This window comes from Gordonia paraffinivorans NBRC 108238, assembly GCF_000344155.1.
Lineage (GTDB): Bacteria > Actinomycetota > Actinomycetes > Mycobacteriales > Mycobacteriaceae > Gordonia > Gordonia paraffinivorans.
On the sequence record NZ_BAOQ01000029.1, the window covers coordinates 52,434 to 69,874 of the forward strand.

The 17,441-nt window shown below is 70.3% G+C and carries 14 protein-coding genes; 12 read left to right on the forward strand and 2 right to left on the reverse strand.

Annotated features, from left to right (window positions below; all coding sequences use genetic code 11):
- Window positions 1–104: 104 nt before the first annotated feature.
- From argS to rho, 6 genes are all read left to right on the forward strand, one after another.
- Window positions 105–1,757, forward strand: coding sequence for an arginine--tRNA ligase (gene argS / locus GP2_RS14655; protein WP_006901304.1), 1,653 nt, complete (start codon window positions 105–107; stop codon window positions 1,755–1,757).
- Window positions 1,754–3,175 carry a diaminopimelate decarboxylase gene (gene lysA / locus GP2_RS14660; RefSeq protein WP_006901305.1) on the forward strand — a complete coding sequence of 474 codons (1,422 nt, stop codon included), beginning with the start codon at window positions 1,754–1,756 and terminating at the stop codon, window positions 3,173–3,175. Before argS ends, lysA begins: the two co-directional genes overlap by 4 nt.
- The gene (locus GP2_RS14665; protein ID WP_040527135.1) at window positions 3,172–4,515 is read left to right on the forward strand and encodes a homoserine dehydrogenase; all 1,344 of its coding nucleotides are present in this window, start codon (window positions 3,172–3,174) and stop codon (window positions 4,513–4,515) included. Before lysA ends, GP2_RS14665 begins: the two co-directional genes overlap by 4 nt.
- On the forward strand, window positions 4,508–5,593 hold the full coding sequence (gene thrC, locus GP2_RS14670; RefSeq protein ID WP_006901307.1) for a threonine synthase: 1,086 nt from the start codon (window positions 4,508–4,510) through the stop codon (window positions 5,591–5,593). Before GP2_RS14665 ends, thrC begins: the two co-directional genes overlap by 8 nt.
- Before the next feature lie 67 nt (window positions 5,594–5,660).
- Window positions 5,661–6,626, forward strand: coding sequence for a homoserine kinase (gene thrB / locus GP2_RS14675; RefSeq protein ID WP_051997235.1), 966 nt, complete (start codon window positions 5,661–5,663; stop codon window positions 6,624–6,626).
- Window positions 6,627–7,153: 527 nt separating this feature from the next.
- Window positions 7,154–9,103 (forward strand): transcription termination factor Rho, encoded by a 1,950-nt coding sequence (gene rho, locus GP2_RS14680; RefSeq protein ID WP_006901310.1) that lies wholly within the window; start codon window positions 7,154–7,156, stop codon window positions 9,101–9,103.
- Window positions 9,104–9,261: 158 nt separating this feature from the next.
- Here rho and GP2_RS14685 read toward each other — a convergent pair whose 3' ends face one another.
- Together GP2_RS14685 and GP2_RS14690 are read right to left on the reverse strand one after the other, a co-directional pair.
- Window positions 9,262–10,263: a ChuX/HutX family heme-like substrate-binding protein gene (locus GP2_RS14685; protein WP_006901311.1), complete on the reverse strand. Its 1,002-nt coding sequence runs from the start codon at window positions 10,261–10,263 to the stop codon at window positions 9,262–9,264.
- 13 nt (window positions 10,264–10,276) lie between these two features.
- Window positions 10,277–11,506 carry a sulfite reductase subunit alpha gene (locus GP2_RS14690; RefSeq protein ID WP_040527138.1) on the reverse strand — a complete coding sequence of 410 codons (1,230 nt, stop codon included), beginning with the start codon at window positions 11,504–11,506 and terminating at the stop codon, window positions 10,277–10,279.
- A gap of 310 nt (window positions 11,507–11,816) precedes the next feature.
- Between GP2_RS14690 and rpmE the strand changes: the two genes are divergently transcribed.
- The 6 genes from rpmE (at window position 11,817) to GP2_RS14720 (ending at window position 17,441) form a co-directional block, all read left to right on the forward strand.
- Window positions 11,817–12,029: a 50S ribosomal protein L31 gene (gene rpmE / locus GP2_RS14695; protein WP_006901313.1), complete on the forward strand. Its 213-nt coding sequence runs from the start codon at window positions 11,817–11,819 to the stop codon at window positions 12,027–12,029.
- Window positions 12,030–12,177: 148 nt separating this feature from the next.
- Entirely contained in the window at window positions 12,178–13,254 is a 1,077-nt protein-coding gene (prfA, locus tag GP2_RS14700) for a peptide chain release factor 1 (protein ID WP_006901314.1), read from the forward strand.
- A 6-nt stretch (window positions 13,255–13,260) separates the two neighbouring features.
- Window positions 13,261–14,139, forward strand: a complete 879-nt coding sequence (gene prmC, locus GP2_RS14705; RefSeq protein WP_006901315.1) for a peptide chain release factor N(5)-glutamine methyltransferase — start codon at window positions 13,261–13,263, stop codon at window positions 14,137–14,139.
- A 91-nt stretch (window positions 14,140–14,230) separates the two neighbouring features.
- Window positions 14,231–14,890, forward strand: coding sequence for an L-threonylcarbamoyladenylate synthase (locus tag GP2_RS14710; protein ID WP_006901316.1), 660 nt, complete (start codon window positions 14,231–14,233; stop codon window positions 14,888–14,890).
- Between the two features lie 49 nt (window positions 14,891–14,939).
- Window positions 14,940–16,178, forward strand: coding sequence for a serine hydroxymethyltransferase (glyA, locus tag GP2_RS14715; RefSeq protein ID WP_255218631.1), 1,239 nt, complete (start codon window positions 14,940–14,942; stop codon window positions 16,176–16,178).
- Window positions 16,179–16,238: 60 nt separating this feature from the next.
- Complete coding sequence (locus tag GP2_RS14720; RefSeq protein WP_006901318.1) at window positions 16,239–17,441, forward strand: MraY family glycosyltransferase; 1,203 nt, start codon at window positions 16,239–16,241, stop codon at window positions 17,439–17,441.

The following is a 17,441-nucleotide window of genomic DNA, read 5'->3' on the forward strand; positions in this document are numbered from 1 at the left end:
CGAGTCTACTGATGGACCCGGCGCGTTCGGCGGAGTCGCGGTGCGTCGGCGCAGGGAGGGTGCGATTATCGGTGGAAGGGGCCCGGCCAATAGGATGGTGTCCCGTGACTCCCGCCGACCTCGCTGCGCTGCTGCGCGCCGTGACCCTGACCGTGGTTCGCGACCATGGACTGGATGAGACCCTGGTGCCCGACTCCATCACCGTCGAGCGCCCGCGTCACGCCGACCACGGCGACTATTCCACCAACATCGCCCTGCAGCTCGGCAAGCGACTCGGCGTGGCTCCCCGCGAGCTCGCCGGCTGGCTGGCCGAGGCCTTCGCCGCCGCCGAGGGCATCGCGAAGACCGAAGTCGCCGGTCCGGGATTCGTCAACATCTGGCTCGGCGCCGCCGCGCAGAACACCGTCGTCGCGACCGTGCTCGCGCAGGGCGACGGCTACGGCCGCGGCGAGGAGCTCGCCGGCTCGATCATCAACCTGGAGTTCGTCTCGGCGAACCCGACCGGCCCGATCCACCTCGGCGGCACCCGCTGGGCCGCGGTCGGCGACGCGCTGGGCCGCGTCCTCGCCGCACGCGGCGCCGACGTCACCCGCGAGTACTACTTCAACGACCACGGCGAGCAGATCAACCGCTTCGCACGCTCGCTGGAGGCCGCGGCGCTGGGCAACCCGGTCCCCGAGGACGGCTACGCCGGCGCCTACATCAACGAGATCGCGGCCAAGGTCGTCGAGCAGGCCCCCGGCGTGCTGGAGCTGCCCGAGGACGAGCGCGTCGAGACCTTCCGCTCGATCGGCGTCGAGCTGATGTTCACGCACATCAAGGAGAGCCTCCACGAGTTCGGCACCGACTTCGACGTCTACACGCACGAGAACAAGATGTTCGAGACCGGGCTCGTCGACCGGTGCATCGACGAGCTCAAGGCCAACGGCAACCTGTACGAGAAGGACGGCGCCTGGTGGCTGCGGTCGACCAACTTCGGCGATGACAAGGACCGCGTCGTCATCAAGAGCGACGGCAACGCCGCCTACATCGCCGGTGACATCGCCTACTACCGCGACAAGCGCAACCGCGGCTTCAACCTGTGCATCTACATGCTCGGCGCCGACCACCACGGCTACATCAGCCGGCTCAAGGCCGCCGCCGCGGCCCTCGGGGACGACCCGGACAGCGTCGAGGTGCTCATCGGCCAGATGGTCAACCTCGTCAAGGACGGCAAGCCGGTGCGCATGTCCAAGCGCGCGGGCAACGTGGTCACCCTCGACGACCTGGTCGACGCGGTGGGCGTCGACGCCGCGCGGTACTCGCTGATCCGCTCGTCGGTCGACATCAACATCGACATCGACCTGGACCTGCTCACCAAGCAGTCCAACGACAACCCGGTCTACTACGTGCAGTACGCGCACGCCCGGATGTCGGCGCTGGCCCGCAACGCCGCCGACCTCGGCGTCGTGTCGTCGCTGGACCACCTCGACCTGCTCGACGATCCGGCCGAGGGCGAGCTGATCCGCACCCTCGGCGACTTCGACGAGGTCGTGTCGACCGCGGCCGCCCTGCGCGAGCCGCACCGCGTGTGCCGCTACCTCGAGGCGCTCGCCGGCACCTACCACCGCTTCTACGCGAAGTGCCGTGTGTTGCCGCAGGGTGACGAGGAGGTCTCCGACATCCACCGCGCACGTCTCGCCCTGTGCGAGGCCACCCGGCAGGTGCTGGCCAACGGGCTGGCACTCGTCGGCGTCAGCGCTCCGGAGCAGATGTGAGCGCGCACCCGGCCGGCCCCCGGCACGCCGAACTGCTCGCCGCTCCGCATCTCGCGCAGCGGCCCAACGATCCGGCGGTTCTCGCCGAGATCCCGGCGAAGGTCTGGCCGCGCAACGCCGCCCGCGACGATTCCGGTGAGCTCCGCATCGCCGGGGTCGGTGTCGGCGAGCTCGCCGAGGAGTTCGGCACGCCCGCGTTCATCATCGACGAGGCCGACTTCCGGTCGCGCTGCCGCGACATGATGGCCGCATTCGGGCCGTACGGCCGGGTCCACTACGCGTCGAAGGCGTTCCTGTGCAGCGAGGTCGCGCGCTGGGTCGCCGAGGAGGGGTTGTCGCTGGACGTGTGCAGCGGCGGCGAACTCGCCATCGCGTTGCGGGCCGGCTTCCCGCCCGAGCGGATCGCCATGCACGGCAACAACAAGAGCGTCGAGGAACTGGCCGCCGCGGTCGACGCGAAGATCGGTCACGTCGTCCTCGACTCGATGGTGGAGATCGAACGGCTCGACGCGATCTCGCGCGAGCGGGGAGTGGTCACCGATGTGCTCGTCCGGGTGACCGTCGGCGTCGAGGCGCACACCCACGAGTTCATCTCGACCGCGCACGAGGACCAGAAGTTCGGCTTCGCACTGGCGGGCGGGGTGGCGATGGACGCCATCCGCCGCGTGTTCGCCACCGACAACCTGCGTCTCGTCGGCCTGCACAGCCACATCGGATCGCAGATCTTCGACATGGACGGCTTCGAGCTCGCCGCCCATCGCGTGCTGGGCCTGCTCCACGACGTGGTGGCGGAGTTCGGCGTCGAGAAGACCTCTCAGATGTCGATCGTGGATCTCGGTGGGGGACTTGGCATCTCGTACCTCCCAGAGGAAGATCCGCTGCCTGTGGACAAGGTCGCCGAGACCTTGGCCGCCATCGTGCGCCGCGAGTCGGAGGCCGTGGGCCTGCCGATGCCGACCATCGCCGTCGAACCCGGCCGCGCGATCGCCGGACCGGGCACCATCACGCTGTATCGCGTCGGCACCATCAAGGACGTCGCGCTCGGCGGCGGGGCGGTGCGCCGCTACGTCTCCGTCGACGGCGGCATGAGCGACAACATCCGGACCGTGCTGTACCAGGCCGAGTACGACGTCCGGCTGGTCTCCCGGGTCTCCACCGCGTCGGCAGTCGTCTGCCGCGTCGTCGGAAAGCATTGCGAGAGCGGCGACATCGTCATCAAGGACTGCTGGCTGCCGGAGGATCTGGCACCCGGCGACCTCATCGCCGTGGCCGCGACCGGCGCCTACTGCTACTCGATGTCGAGCCGCTACAACATGACCATGCGTCCCCCGGTGGTGGCGGTCGCCGACGGCCGGGCACGCCTGTTGCTGCGGCGCGAGACCATCGACGACTTCCTCGGCCTGGAGGTGAGCTCGTGAGCGGAACAGATCAGAACACAAGCGAGACAAGCGAGGTGAACGCCGTGCGACCCATCGGGGTGGCGGTACTCGGGATGGGCAACGTCGGTGCGGAGGTGGTGCGCATCATCACCGAGAGCGCCGACGACCTGCGTTCGCGCGTCGGCGCGCCCCTGGAGCTGCGCGGCGTCGCCGTGCGGGACCTGAGCCGGCCGCGCAAGATCGGCCAGGAGCTGCTGACCGACGATCCGGCGGCGCTCGTGGCCCGCGAGGACGTCGACATCGTCGTCGAGCTCATGGGCGGCATCGACCCCGCCCGCGCGCTCATCCGCACCGCACTCGAGAACGGCAAGTCCGTCGTGACCGCCAACAAGGCGCTGCTCGCCGAGTACACCGGCGAACTCGCCACCGCGGCCGCCGAGGCGAAGGTCGACCTGTACTTCGAGGCCGCCGTCGCCGGTGCGATCCCGGTGATCCGGCCGCTCATGCAGTCGCTCGCCGGTGACACCGTCGAGCGGGTCGCCGGAATCGTCAACGGCACGACCAACTTCATCCTCTCGGCGATGGACGAGACCGGGGCCGGCTACTCCGAGACCCTCGCCGAGGCGGGACGACTCGGATACGCCGAGGCCGATCCCACCGCCGACGTCGAGGGCTACGACGCCGCGGCGAAGGCCGCGATCCTCGCCTCGATCGCGTTCCACTCCCGCGTCACCGCCGCCGACGTCTACCGCGAGGGCATCACCGCGGTGACCTCCGACGACCTCGTCGCGGCCAAGAAGTTCGACTGCACCATCAAGCTGCTGTCGATCTGCGAGCGGGTTCGCGACGAGCACGGCGGACAGCGGATCTCCGCGCGTGTGTACCCCGCGCTCATCCCGCTGAGCCACCCGCTGGCCAGCGTGAACGGCGCGTTCAACGCCGTCGTCGTGGAGGCCGAGAACGCGGGCCGCCTGATGTTCTACGGCCAGGGCGCCGGCGGTGCGCCGACCGCGTCGGCCGTGCTCGGCGACCTGGTGATGGCCGCGCGTAACCGCGTCCACGGCGGACGCGGACCGCTGGAGTCCACCTACGCCTCGTTGCCGATCGCCCCGATCGACGACGTACCCACCCGCTACTACATCTCGATGCGCGTCTCCGACCGACCGGGCGTGCTCGCGCAGGTCGCCGGTGAGTTCACGAAGCGGTCGGTGAGCATCGCCGCGGTGCGCCAGGAAGGCGCGGGCGACGATGCCCGCCTGATCGTCGTGACGCACCGAGCCCCCGACCGGGCGCAGTCGGATTGCGTTGCGGCGCTGGAAGACATGGACGCCGTCATCAAGGTGTCGAGTGTGTTGCGATTGGAAGGTACCGATGACTGAAGCGACTTCTGCGCCCGTGCACCGCGCGTGGCCCGGCCTGATCGAGGCATACCGTTCGCGGCTGCCCGTCGCCGACGACTGGAAGGTGGTGACCCTCCTCGAGGGCGGCACCCCGCTGATCAGCGCGCCGCATCTGTCGTCGCTGACCGACTGTGAGGTCTACCTGAAGGTCGAGGGTCTCAACCCGACCGGCTCGTTCAAGGACCGCGGCATGACCATGGCCGTGAGCAACGCGGTCAACAACGGCAAGACCGCCGTGCTGTGCGCGTCCACCGGCAACACCTCGGCCTCGGCCGCCGCCTACGCCACCCGCGCGGGCATCACCTGCGCGGTGCTCATCCCGCAGGGCAAGATCGCGATGGGCAAGCTCGCCCAGGCGGTCATGCACGGCGCCAAGATCATCCAGGTCCAGGGCAACTTCGACGACTGCCTCGAGCTCGCCCGCAAGGCGACCGCGGAGTTCGGTGAGATCGAGCTGGTGAACTCGGTCAACCCGGCCCGCATCGAGGGACAGAAGACCGCCGCCTTCGAGATCGTCGACGTCCTCGGACGCGCCCCCGACGTGCACGCGCTGCCGGTCGGCAACGCCGGCAACATCACCGCGTACTGGAAGGGCTACACCGAGTACCACGCCGACGGCGTCTCCTCGTCGCTGCCGCGCATGCTCGGCGTGCAGGCAGCCGGTGCCGCGCCACTGGTCAACGGCGCGCCGGTGAAGGACCCCGAGACCATCGCCACCGCCATCCGCATCGGCTCGCCGGCCAGCTGGAACCAGGCCGTCGCCGCCAAGGAGCAGTCGAACGGCCAGTTCCGCGCGGCGACCGACGAGAAGCTGCTCGAGGCCTACCGCCTCGTCGCCGGCAAGGAGGGTGTGTTCGTCGAGCCCGCGTCGGCGGCCAGCGTCGCCGGTCTCCTCGCGGCCCGCGCGGACGGCTGGATCGAGGCCGGGTCGACCGTCGTGTGTACGGTGACCGGCAACGGTCTGAAGGATCCCGACACCGCGCTCGCCGGGATCCCCGAGGTCGAGGCCGTCCCGGTCGATCCGGTCGCGGTCGCCAAGGCGCTCGGGGTCGGCTGAGGAGGTGCCCGGCGAGATGACCTCTGGTGAGATGACCGAACCCGGCGAGATGACGAGAACCGGTGAGATGACGCAGCCCGATGAGATGGCCCGCCCCGGGGTGGCGCCTCGACAGCTCCCCGTGGGGGTGTCCACCCGCGTCCGCGTCCCGGCCTCGAGTGCCAACCTGGGACCGGGATTCGACTGCCTGGGCATCGCGCTGGGTATCTACGACGAGGTCATCGTCGAGACCATCGACTCCGGCGTCGTCCTCGACGTCGAGGGGGAGGGTTCGGCGAACGTGCCGCGGGACGATTCCCATCTCGTCGTGCGGGCCCTCCGGCGCGGCCTCGCCCACGCGGGTGTCTCCGCGCCCGGCCTGAAACTGCGCTGCGTCAACACGATCCCGCACTCACGGGGCCTGGGGTCGTCGGCCGCCGCGGCGGTGTCGGGACTCGCCGCCGCCTCCGGCCTCGTCCGGGCGGCCGGTTTCGGCGCCGGCCTGTCCGATGCCGAGCTCGTGCAGCTGTCCGGCGAGTTCGAGGGACATCCCGACAACGCGGCCGCGAGCGTGCTCGGGTCCGCGGTGGTCACCTGGACGGAGTCCGCGGACGGGGTGGACTCCTACCATGCGCACCGCCTGGCCGTGCACCCCGATGTCTGCGCGACCGTGTTCGTCCCCGACACCGAGTCGTCGACCTCGTTCACCCGCGGTCTGCTGCCGGACTCCGTCCCCCGCGAGGACGCGATCTTCAACCTCAGCCGGGCAGCGCTCGCCGTCGTGGCGCTGACCTCCGATCCGAGCAACCTGATGGCGGCCTCCGCCGATCGCCTGCACCAGCCGTACCGGGCGTCGGCAATGCTCCCGACCAGCACCCTGGTCGCCGAACTGCGCGCCCGCGGCCATGCGGCGACCGTCTCCGGCGCCGGCCCCACCGTGCTCGTGCTGGGGACCGCACCGGTGCCCGCCGACATCCGCGTCCTCGCCCAGGGCCACGGCTTCGAGACCCACTCGGTGGCCATCGCCGGCGGCGTCGACATCACCGCGGGCTGACCGTCGGGCGTACCGACCCGGGCGGCTCGCCTGCGCACGTTTGGAGCGGGAGCAGACGGGGAATACGCGGTACGGCGACATGCGTTGGGAACAGGGTGTTCGGCGGTGTCCGCACCGACGTGCTCGGCGGTGCCCGCACCGCGTCGTCTCCGCAGTGCGACGCCCCGGCCTCCGGGGAGCCCACCACGGACCACGACCTCCGATCTGTGTCCTCATTTGGCACTTTCGGCGTGTTGCCCCTATCATGCGAACGGGGTTAACATATTCTGGTCTAGCCGCGCGGGCTTGTCCTGCCGTGCTTCTCATCCATCACCGATCGGGGAACCGGTCGCATCCGGCCGGGGTCGTGGTCTCTGTCGACGGTGCCGAAGCGCGGGTGGCTCCCGAGCACGCTCGCCGCGGGACCCGAACATCATCTCTGACCGTTCACCCCCATCCGTCCAACGCGGACGGACTCCCTCGCGTACACAGCAGGGATATGTAGACCTCACACAGCTCTCGTCTGTGGGAGGAACGAAAGGACTTCCGTGACCGATACGGACCTGATCACCGCACCTGCCGAGCAGGAATCCGCGGGCTCGGCCGGCCCCGAGTCGGGGCAGACGGCCACCAAGACCCGCTCGCGCGCACGCACCGGACTCTCGGGCATGGTGCTCAGCGAACTGCGGACCGTGGCCGGTGAACTCGGCATCAAGGGCACGTCCGGCATGCGTAAGGGCGACCTGATCGCCGCGATCAAGGAGCGCCAGGCCGCCGGTGGCGCCGGCGCGAAGGCCGACGCCAAGAGCGAGTCGGCCGAGGCCAAGGCCGAGTCCCGCGGCCAGGGCGCCGAGGCCGCGTCGACGGAGGACTCCCAGCCAACCGCTGCCGAGACCTCCGAGGCCGGCCGTGGTTCGCGTCGGCGCGGCGGTGCCGCGAAGAACGAGGCCGACGAGGCATCCGGTGAGGCCAAGGGTGGCGCCGACAAGAACGAGGCCGACAACGCCAAGACCGACAAGGGCGAGGCCACCGGCGACAAGACCCCCGAGGGCAAGGGCGCCGAGGACAAGGCCGCCGGGGACAAGGGTGCTGAAGACAAGGGCGAGGCCAAGGGCGACGCGGACAACGGCGAGCAGCGCAATCGCCGCAATCGGAACCAGAACCGCGACAACCAGAACCGTGACGGCGGCAACCGCGAGGGCGGCCAGAACCGTGAGGGTGGCCAGAACCGCGACAACCGCGACGACGACGGCGAGGGCGGCAACGGCCGCCGCCGCGGACGCCGGTTCCGCGAGCGCCGTCGTGGACGTGACCGCGACAGCCAGAACGAGCCGCAGGTCTCCGAGGACGACGTCCTGCAGCCCGTCGCCGGCATCCTCGACGTCCTCGACAACTACGCATTCGTCCGGACCAGCGGATACCTCGCGGGCCCGAACGACGTCTACGTGTCGATGAACATGGTCCGCAAGTACGGGCTGCGCCGCGGCGACGCGATCACCGGCGCGGTCAAGGTGCCGCGCGAGGGCGAGCAGCAGAACCAGCGCCAGAAGTTCAACCCGCTGGTGCGGATCGACACCGTCAACGGCGGCGACGTGGAGGCCGCCAAGCGGCGGCCCGAGTTCAACAAGCTCACCCCGCTCTACCCCAACGAGCGGCTGCGGCTCGAGACCACTCCGGAGCGGCTGTCGACCCGCGTGATCGACCTGATCATGCCCATCGGCAAGGGGCAGCGCGCGCTCATCGTCTCCCCGCCGAAGGCCGGTAAGACGACGATCCTGCAGGACATCGCGAACGCGATCGCGGTGAACAACCCGGAATGCCACCTGATGGTCGTCCTCGTCGACGAGCGTCCGGAAGAGGTCACCGACATGCAGCGCTCGGTGAAGGGCGAGGTCATCGCCTCGACCTTCGACCGCCCGCCGTCAGACCACACCTCGGTCGCCGAGCTGGCCATCGAGCGTGCGAAGCGCCTCGTCGAGAGCGGCAAGGACGTCGTCGTCCTGCTCGACTCGATCACCCGCCTGGGCCGCGCCTACAACAACGCCTCCCCGGCGTCGGGCCGGATCCTCTCCGGCGGCGTCGATTCGACCGCGCTCTACCCGCCGAAGCGCTTCCTCGGCGCGGCGCGCAACATCGAGAACGGCGGATCGCTGACCATCATCGCCACGGCGATGGTCGAGACCGGTTCCACCGGCGACACGGTCATCTTCGAGGAGTTCAAGGGCACCGGCAACGCCGAGCTGAAGCTCGATCGCAAGATCGCCGAGCGTCGTGTCTTCCCGGCGGTCGACGTCAATCCGTCGGGCACCCGCAAGGATGAGCTGTTGCTCTCGCCGGACGAGTTCGCCATCGTGCACAAGTTGCGGCGACTCCTGTCCGGGCTGGACTCCCAGCAGGCCATCGACCTGCTCATCAGCCAGCTCAAGAAGACCAAGACGAACGTCGAGTTCCTGATGTCGGTCCAGAAGACCGCCCCGGGAGCCGGCGGGGACGACTGAGTCCCACGAGTCGTGTGACGACGGCCCCGTTCCGCTTTCGCGGGACGGGGCCGTCGGCGTACCGGAGAACAACGCGATGCACGACGCAGGGGAGGGGTAGCGGGTCGGTCAGGAGCAGCGAGAGGCATGCAGTACGCGGTGTCCTGCCCACGACCTCGTCAGCCCGCCAGATCCCCCGTGAGCTGCTCCCAGGCGTCGTACACGGTGCGGGCCACGGGTCCGGTGCTCGTGAGGACCAGACAGCAGCGATCGTCGCGGTCGTAGAGTTCCACGGCCGCGGTCGGGCCCCAGGCGCCCTGCGACGAGGTCACCCAGCACTCGGAGACGTGGTTGACGTTGACCATGACCCGTGACCTGCCGGACGCCAGCACCACCTGGCCGCGGTGTCCGCGCGCGCCGTCGAGACGGCCCTGGCGCATCTGCATGCAGCCGCGTGCCGAGGTGGCGACGGTGACGGACATACCCAGCAGGGCGGCGTGCTCGAGCGCCGCGACGACGCGGCGAGTGTCCACTCGTACCGCAGACCGGATCTGCCCGCCCGTCAGCGCACGCCGGCGGTCGAGTCCGCCGTCGGCGAGGATCGAGTCGAACATGCCGACCTGATCGTCGGGGCCGGTGTGTTCCGGGACGATCCGACCCGGACCGGGGTCGCCGGCGTGGATCGCGAACGCGGCGCGGACCCGGTCGCCGGTGTCCGAGTCGAATCCGTCCGTTGCGGAAGAGGCTGGGCCAGAAGCGATCCCGTCGAAGCCGGGTCGGCCGGCGACGAGTGAGTCGAAAGCGCTGCGGTCGGAGTCGTCGGTCAGATAGATCGCGTGCGAGGTGTTGCCGTCCGAATCGAAGAGTCGCAGCGTCGGCGGCACGTTCGCGGCGGGATCGGTGAGCAACACCGACGAGAGCCGGGACGGATTGAGCCGGACGACGATCTCGTCGCGGCCGATGCGCAGCGGGCCGCCGATCCAGGCCGGGGTGGCATGGGCGCCAACGGCGTTCATCACGACCGGGCCGGCCACCGTGACGCCCACGACCCCGCCGAGCGTGTGGAGTCGCGACGCCACCGCGCCGATGTCGTGGACCACCCGGGAACTGCCGAAACCCGGTGTCCGGAGCAGGGTTTCGAGGTCGCTGGTCGACGGCAGGTGCTCGGCAGGATGGTCCACGGGCGGCAGCGGATCAGTAGACGTCGCGCTGGTAGCGGCCTGCGGAGCGGAGCGCCTCGACGTAGTCGCGGGCGCCGTCCGGGCCGAGGTCGCCGTGTTCGGCGACGATCTCGTGGAGGGCGGCGTCGACGTCGCCGGCCATGGTGGTGGCATCGCCGCACACGTAGACGTGAGCTCCGGCCTCGAGCCACCCGAACAGGTCGGCGCCGTTCTCGCGCATGCGGTCCTGGACGTAGATCTTGTGCTCCTGGTCGCGGGAGAACGCCAGGTCGAGGCGGTCGAGCAGGCCGTCGGTGACGAAGCTGTCGAGTTCGTCGGCGTAGAGGTAGTCGGTGTCGCGGTGCTGGTCGCCGAAGAACAGCCAGTTCTGCCCGGTCGATCCGGACGCGGCGCGGTGGTGGAGGAAGCCGCGGAACGGGGCGATTCCGGTGCCCGGGCCGATCATGATGACCGCGACGTCGTCGTCGGGCAGGCGGAACGACTTGTTGGGCGTGATGAAGACGTTGACCGTGTCACCGGGGGCGCATCGATCGGCGATGTGGGTCGAGCACACCCCGCCGCGCTCGCGGCCGTCGAAGTCGTACCGCACCGTGGCCATGGTGATGTGCACGGAACCGTCGTGGACGGCGGGGCTCGACGAGATCGAGTACTCGCGGTGGGCGAGCGGACTCAGCTCCTCGAGGAGTTCCTCGGGGGTGAAGGCCGGGCCCGCGTCGAGGTTCAGCAGGTCCAGGACGTCACGCGCGGAGAGCCAGGCGTCGAGCGCCTGTGGATCGCCGGCCTCGATCAGGCGCGTCAGCTCGGGGTGGCCGGTCCGCTCGGCGACGGCCCGCGCGAGGAACTTCGACGGCGTCCCGATCTCGTAACGGGTGGTCAGCGCCTCGCGGAGGGTGTAGGTGGCCTTGCGGTCGGCGATGATCTCCTCGCCGGTGGCGCCGAGTCGCTCGATGACGAGGTCGACGAGCGCGGGGTCGTTGACGGGGGCGATGCCGATGCCGTCTCCCGGCTCGTAGGTGATCCCGCTGTCGCCGAGGGAGATCTCGACGTGGCGGACCTCCTTGGCCGACCCGGGTCCCGACATGACGGTGTTGGCGACGACCGTCGCGGGATAGGGATTGCGCCGGTTCCACGGGGAGCGGGCCGGGCGGGTCCGGCGACGTTCCGGTGCGGCGGTGGTGCTGCCAGACGGGTCGATCGGGGAGGTGTCCAGGGACAGTCCGGAGCCGGTCGAGGCGTCGTACATGCAGCAAACCCTTCGTCTTCGTTGGGGAGGCAAGGCCACGGTACTCGGGGTCGAGAAGCTCTCACCAGCCGTTTCGGTGTGATCTTTCCCGCTGTTCTGCAGGGAGAACGCCGCGAATCGGACTCGAGGCCACCGGCGGGAATGCGCACGGCGGTCATGCTGTTGTGCTCTCTGCGACCGCTCGACGGGTGGGTCTCGGCGATTTCCGTGCCCGATACCCGACGTGGCATACTGAGCGGTCGAGTCCGGTTCCGGTTCACACCGTCGAGAGGCGACGGTGACCCGGCGACCACAGAAAGGGACACCAGACATGAAGCAGGGAATCCACCCCGAGTACCAGGCGACCACCGTCGTCTGCGGTTGCGGCAACACCTTCGAGACCCGCAGCACCGCTGCCAACGGCCGGATCAACGTCGAGGTCTGCTCGCAGTGCCACCCGTTCTACACCGGCAAGCAGAAGATCCTCGACACCGGCGGCCGCGTCGCCCGGTTCGAGAAGCGCTACGGCAAGCGCTCCAAGTAGGCCCCACGACGACGCCCGCCCGACGCACCAGTCGGGACGGGCGTCGTTTGTGTTTGGTCGGCTTCCCCCATCCCGGCCGGGAAAAGGCGCACAGTGGTCGTGCAGGTTCTTCTCCCGCCGGATTCCTTCTTCGCAAGTGAGGTTCGCAGTGAGTACGCAGAGTCCGTCGGCCATCGATGACATCCTGGCCGAGCACGCCGGTCTCGAACGTCAGCTCTCCGACCCCTCGCTGCACGACGACCCGGCGGCCGCCCGCCGCGTGGGCAAGCGCTTTGCCGAACTGGCGCCGATCATGGCGACCTACAAGAAGCTCACGGCGGCCCGCGAAGATCTCGAGGCCGCTCGCGAGCTCGCCGCCGACGATCCCTCGTTTGCCTCGGAGATCCCGGCCCTGGAGGAGAAGGTCGACGAGCTCGACGCCGCGCTGACCGACCTGCTGGCCCCGCGCGACCCGCACGACGCCGACGACGTGGTCCTCGAGATCAAGTCCGGCGCCGGCGGCGAGGAGTCGGCGTTGTTCGCTTCCGATCTCGCCCGGATGTACCTGAAGTACTGCGAACGGCGCGGCTGGAAGACCGAGGTCCTCGGCATCACCGAGTCCGATCTCGGCGGCTACAAGGAGGCGACGTTCTCCATCAAGGCCCGCGAGCCTTCCCGCGACGGCGTGTGGTCGCGCCTGAAGTTCGAGGGCGGCGTCCACCGCGTCCAGCGCGTGCCGGTCACCGAGTCGCAGGGCCGCATCCACACCTCCGCCGCGGGCGTGTTGATCTACCCGGAACCCGAGGAGATCGCCGAGGTCTCCATCGACGAGTCCGACCTGCGCATCGACGTCTACCGCTCGTCCGGCAAGGGCGGCCAGGGTGTCAACACCACCGACTCGGCGGTCCGCATCACCCACCTGCCCACCGGCATCGTCGTGACGTGCCAGAACGAGCGGTCGCAGCTGCAGAACAAGGCCCGTGCCATGCAGGTTCTCGCCGCGCGTCTGCAGGCTGCCGCCGAGGAGGAGGCCGAGGCCGCGGCCGCGGAGGGGCGTGCCGCGCAGATCCGCACGGTGGACCGCTCCGAGCGCATCCGCACCTACAACTTCCCCGAGAACCGCATTACCGATCACCGCATCGGGTACAAGGCCAACAACCTCGACGCGGTCCTCGCCGGCGACATGGACGCCCTGCTCGACGCGCTGTCGGCGGCCGACCGCCAGGCCCGCATGGAAGCCGAATAGGCGGCGATGTCGGGTGAGCCGGCCCGGGTGGCCGACGAGATCCGCGCCGCCGCGGCACGGCTCGCCGAGTCCGGCGTCGATTCGGCGCGACGCGACGCCGAGTGGCTGATGGCCCACGTGCTCGGCTGCGATCCGGGGCGCCTGGTGGTCGTCGACACCGTCGCCGACACCGAGGTGCAGGCCTTTCGGGAGGCGGTCGAACAGCGTGCACGTCGCACGCCCCTGCAGCACATCGTCGGGACCGCCGCGTTCGGGCCGCTCGAACTGGCCGTCGGCCCCGGCGTGTTCATCCCGCGCCCGGAGACCGAGTTACTCCTGGAATGGGCCGTCGGGGTGGCGGGTTCGCTGCCGCAGGGCGCCCGGGCGGTTGACCTGTGCAGCGGCAGCGGCGCGCTCGCCCTGGGACTGGCGACGATGGCGCCGTCGGTGCGGGTCACCGCGGTCGAGATCGACGACGACGCGTTGGTCTGGTTGCGCCGCAACGTCTCCGGCGCCCCGGACGAGGTCCGCGAGCGGGTGCGGGTGCTCGCCGCCGACGCCACCGACCCGGCCCGGATCGGATCGGCGATCCCCGACGGCAGTGTTTCGCTCGTCGTCACCAACCCTCCCTATGTGCCCCTGGATGCCGAGGTGTCGGCCGAGGTGGCCCACGACCCCGCGCGCGCCGTCTACGGCGGGGACGACGGGATGTCGGTCATCGTCGGGTTGGTCCCGGTGGTCGCGTCGATGCTCGAGGTCGGGGGACAGTTGGGCATCGAGCACGACGACACCACCTCGGAGGCGGTCGTCGACTGCCTGCTGGCCGACGGCGCCTTCGACGAGGTGACGGCCCGGCGGGATCTCGCGGGGCGTCAGCGCTTCGTCACCGCACGTCGCGTCCGCTGACAGCCGTTCGACCCGCACACCGCGGCGTGATCGCGCGACGTGCCCCCCGACGTGTCTCGGTCGCGGTCCTCCCACATGAAAGGATGGACGGGTGAGCACAGTTTTCGACTGCAACGATCCGCAGAGCCGTTCGGCGGGAATCCGGGCGGCCGTCGGGGCGGCGAAGGGCGGACGCCTGGTGGTCATCCCCACCGACACGCTCTACGGCATCGGTTGCGATGCCTTCGATTCCGACGCCGTCGGGGCTCTGCTCGCGGCCAAGCACCGCGGTCGTGGCATGCCGGTGCCCGTCCTCGTAGGCTCCTGGCACACGATCGACGGACTGGTGTTGTCGGTTCCACAGGCCGCCCGCGACCTCATCGAGGCGTTCTGGCCGGGCGGGCTGAGCCTGGTGGTCCGCCAGGCGCCCTCGCTGGCATGGGACCTCGGCGACACCGACGGCACCGTGATGTTGCGCATGCCGCTGCACCCGGTGGCGATCGAGGTGCTGCGCGAGGTGGGGCCGATGGCGGTCTCGAGCGCGAACGTCTCCGGCCGTCCGCCGGCGACCACCGTCGAGGAGGCGCAGGAGCAGCTCGGCGACGAGGTCGCGGTCTATCTCGACGGCGGCCCCGCCCCGATCGCCCGGCCCTCCACGATCGTCGATGTCTCCGGCGGCGAGCCGCGGATCCTCCGCGAGGGCGCCATCACGACCGCCGAGATCGCAGAGGTGCTCGACGTCGATCCGTCGTCGCTGCTCCCGGGGTCATGACCGGGCGCGTCGAGGCCGCAGACGGCACGCGAGTGCGGCGGGGACGAGCATGACGGGGGAGACAATGGGAACCGGCGAGGTCACGACCGGCGATCGCCGCGTCGACGCGCTCATCGCGCGGGAGGTGCGGCGTCGCGCGTCGTCGCTGCAACTGATCGCGAGCGAGACCGAACCCACTCCCGGGGTCCGTGCGGCGATGGCGTCGGTCTTCGACGCGAAATACGCTGAGGGACAACCGACTTCGCGATTCCACGGTGGGTGCGAGGTCGTCGACGAACTCGAGGAGCTCGCGGTCGCCCGTGCCCGCGAGTTGTTCGGCGCGGGCTACGCCAACGTGCAGCCGCTGTCGGGCACTGCGGCCAATCTCGCTGTGTTCGCGGCGTTCGCGCAGCCCGGCGACCCGGTGCTCGCGCTGCGACTCGACCAGGGCGGACACCAGACCCACGGGTCCCGGGCCAATTTCTCCGGGCGCTGGTTCACCCCGTTGCACTACGGCCTGCGCGCCGACGACGAGCTCGTCGACTACGACCAGGTCCGAGAACTCGCGCTGGTCCACCGGCCGCGCCTGCTGGTGGTCGGGGCCACCTCCTACTCCCGATCGTTCGACTACCCCCTGCTGCGGCAGATCGCCGACGAGGCCGCGTGCATCCTGCTCGTCGACGCGGCGCACCTCGCCGGGCACGCCGCGGCCGGAACGCTGCCCTCGCCCGTGCCGTACGCCGACGTGGTCACCTTCTCCACCAACAAGGTCTTCCGCGGGCCGCGCGGCGGCGTCATCCTGGCCCGCGCCGAATACGAGCGGGTGCTGCGCAAGGCCGTGCATCCGTTCACGCAGGGCGGACCGTCGATGCACGCCGTCGCCGCCAAGGCGGTCGCCTTCGCCGAGAGCGCGACCGAGGACTTCGCCGCCTACGTGCGGACGACGGTCGAACTGGCGCAGGACCTGTCGGCCGAACTCGCCGTCCGCGGCCTGCGGGTCGTCTCCGGCGGCACCGACACCCACCAGGCGGTCGTCGACGTCTCGCCGCTCGGCATCTCCGGGGTCGACGCCCAGCATCGCCTGTCCCGCGCCGGGATCGTCGTGGACAAGGCCGTCCTGCCCTTCGAGACCCGCCCCGTCAACGAGGGCTCGGCCATCCGCATCGGGACGCCCGTGCCCGCCGCGCTCGGCCTGACCACGGACCGGATACCCGCGCTGGCCGACGCCATGGTCGCCGCGATGGCGACGCCCGACCACGCCGAACACGATCGGATCCACCGTGAGATCTCCCGTCTCACAACCGGGTAGCGTTGTCCGGGTGTCAGCGTCAGAGTGTGCGGGATCCCGAGCCCGCGGGGTGGTGAGCCGATGAACGGCCCCGGCCTGCTGCTCGCCGCCGCCACCGACGGGGGAGGGGCGGGTGTGCCGCTGCGCGAGCTCCTGCTCGTCGGGCTGACCGCCGCCGCGATGACCTACCTGCTGACATCCGCGGTCCGCGTCTTCGCCATCAAGGCGGGCGCCGTCGCCGTGCCGCGCGTGCGGGACGTGCACGTCATCCCGACCCCGCGGCTCGGCGGTCTCGGCATGTTCGGCGGGGTGGTGGCCGGCATCGCGCTCGCCGCGAACCTCCCGGCGCTCAACCGGGGCTTCGCCTACACCACCGACATGACCGCGGTGATCGCCGCCGGAACCGTGATCGTCCTGGTCGGCGTCGTCGACGACCGATGGGGCCTCGACGCGCTGACCAAGTTCGTCGGGCAACTCACCGCCGCCGGGGTCCTCGTGCTGCTGGGGATCAGCTGGATACAGCTACCGGTTCCCTTCGCCGACATCGGAACCGTCGTGCTCGACCCGCTGCAGGCGGGTCTGCTCACCGTGGCGATCACGGTGGCCACGATCAACGCGATCAACTTCGTCGACGGCCTCGACGGCCTCGCCGCGGGGCTCGGCCTCATCGCGGCGTCGGCGATCTGCATGTTCTCGCTCGGTCTGCTCCGCGACCAGGGTGGCGACGTCAGTTACTACCCGCCGGCGCTCATCTCGGTGGCCCTCGCCGGCGCGTGCCTCGGCTTCCTGCCGCACAACTTCTCCCCGGCCCGCATCTTCATGGGGGATTCCGGCGCGATGCTCATCGGCCTGATGCTCGCCGCGGCGTCGACGAGCGCCTCGGGCCGCATCGCGGTCAACGCCTACGGGCCGGCCGACCTCTTCACCCTGCTGTCGCCGCTCATCCTCGTCGCGGCCGTCGTCTTCATCCCGATGCTCGACATGCTGCTGGCCGTGATCCGGCGGACCAGGGCGGGAGTCGGCTTCTACACGCCGGACAAGATGCACCTGCACCACCGCCTGCTCGAGCTGGGGCATTCGCAACGGCGGGTCGCGCTCATCATCTATCTCTGGGTCGGTGTGCTGGCGTTCTCGGCGGCGGCGAGCACCCTTTTCCCGCTGTCGGTCGTCGCACCGGTCTTCGCCGCGGGCCTCGTCGTCGCCCTGCTGGCGACGATGGCGCCGCGGCTGGCGCGCCGGTTCGCCGAGTTCCGCACCCGCGGGTTGGCCGACCGCTCCGCCTGA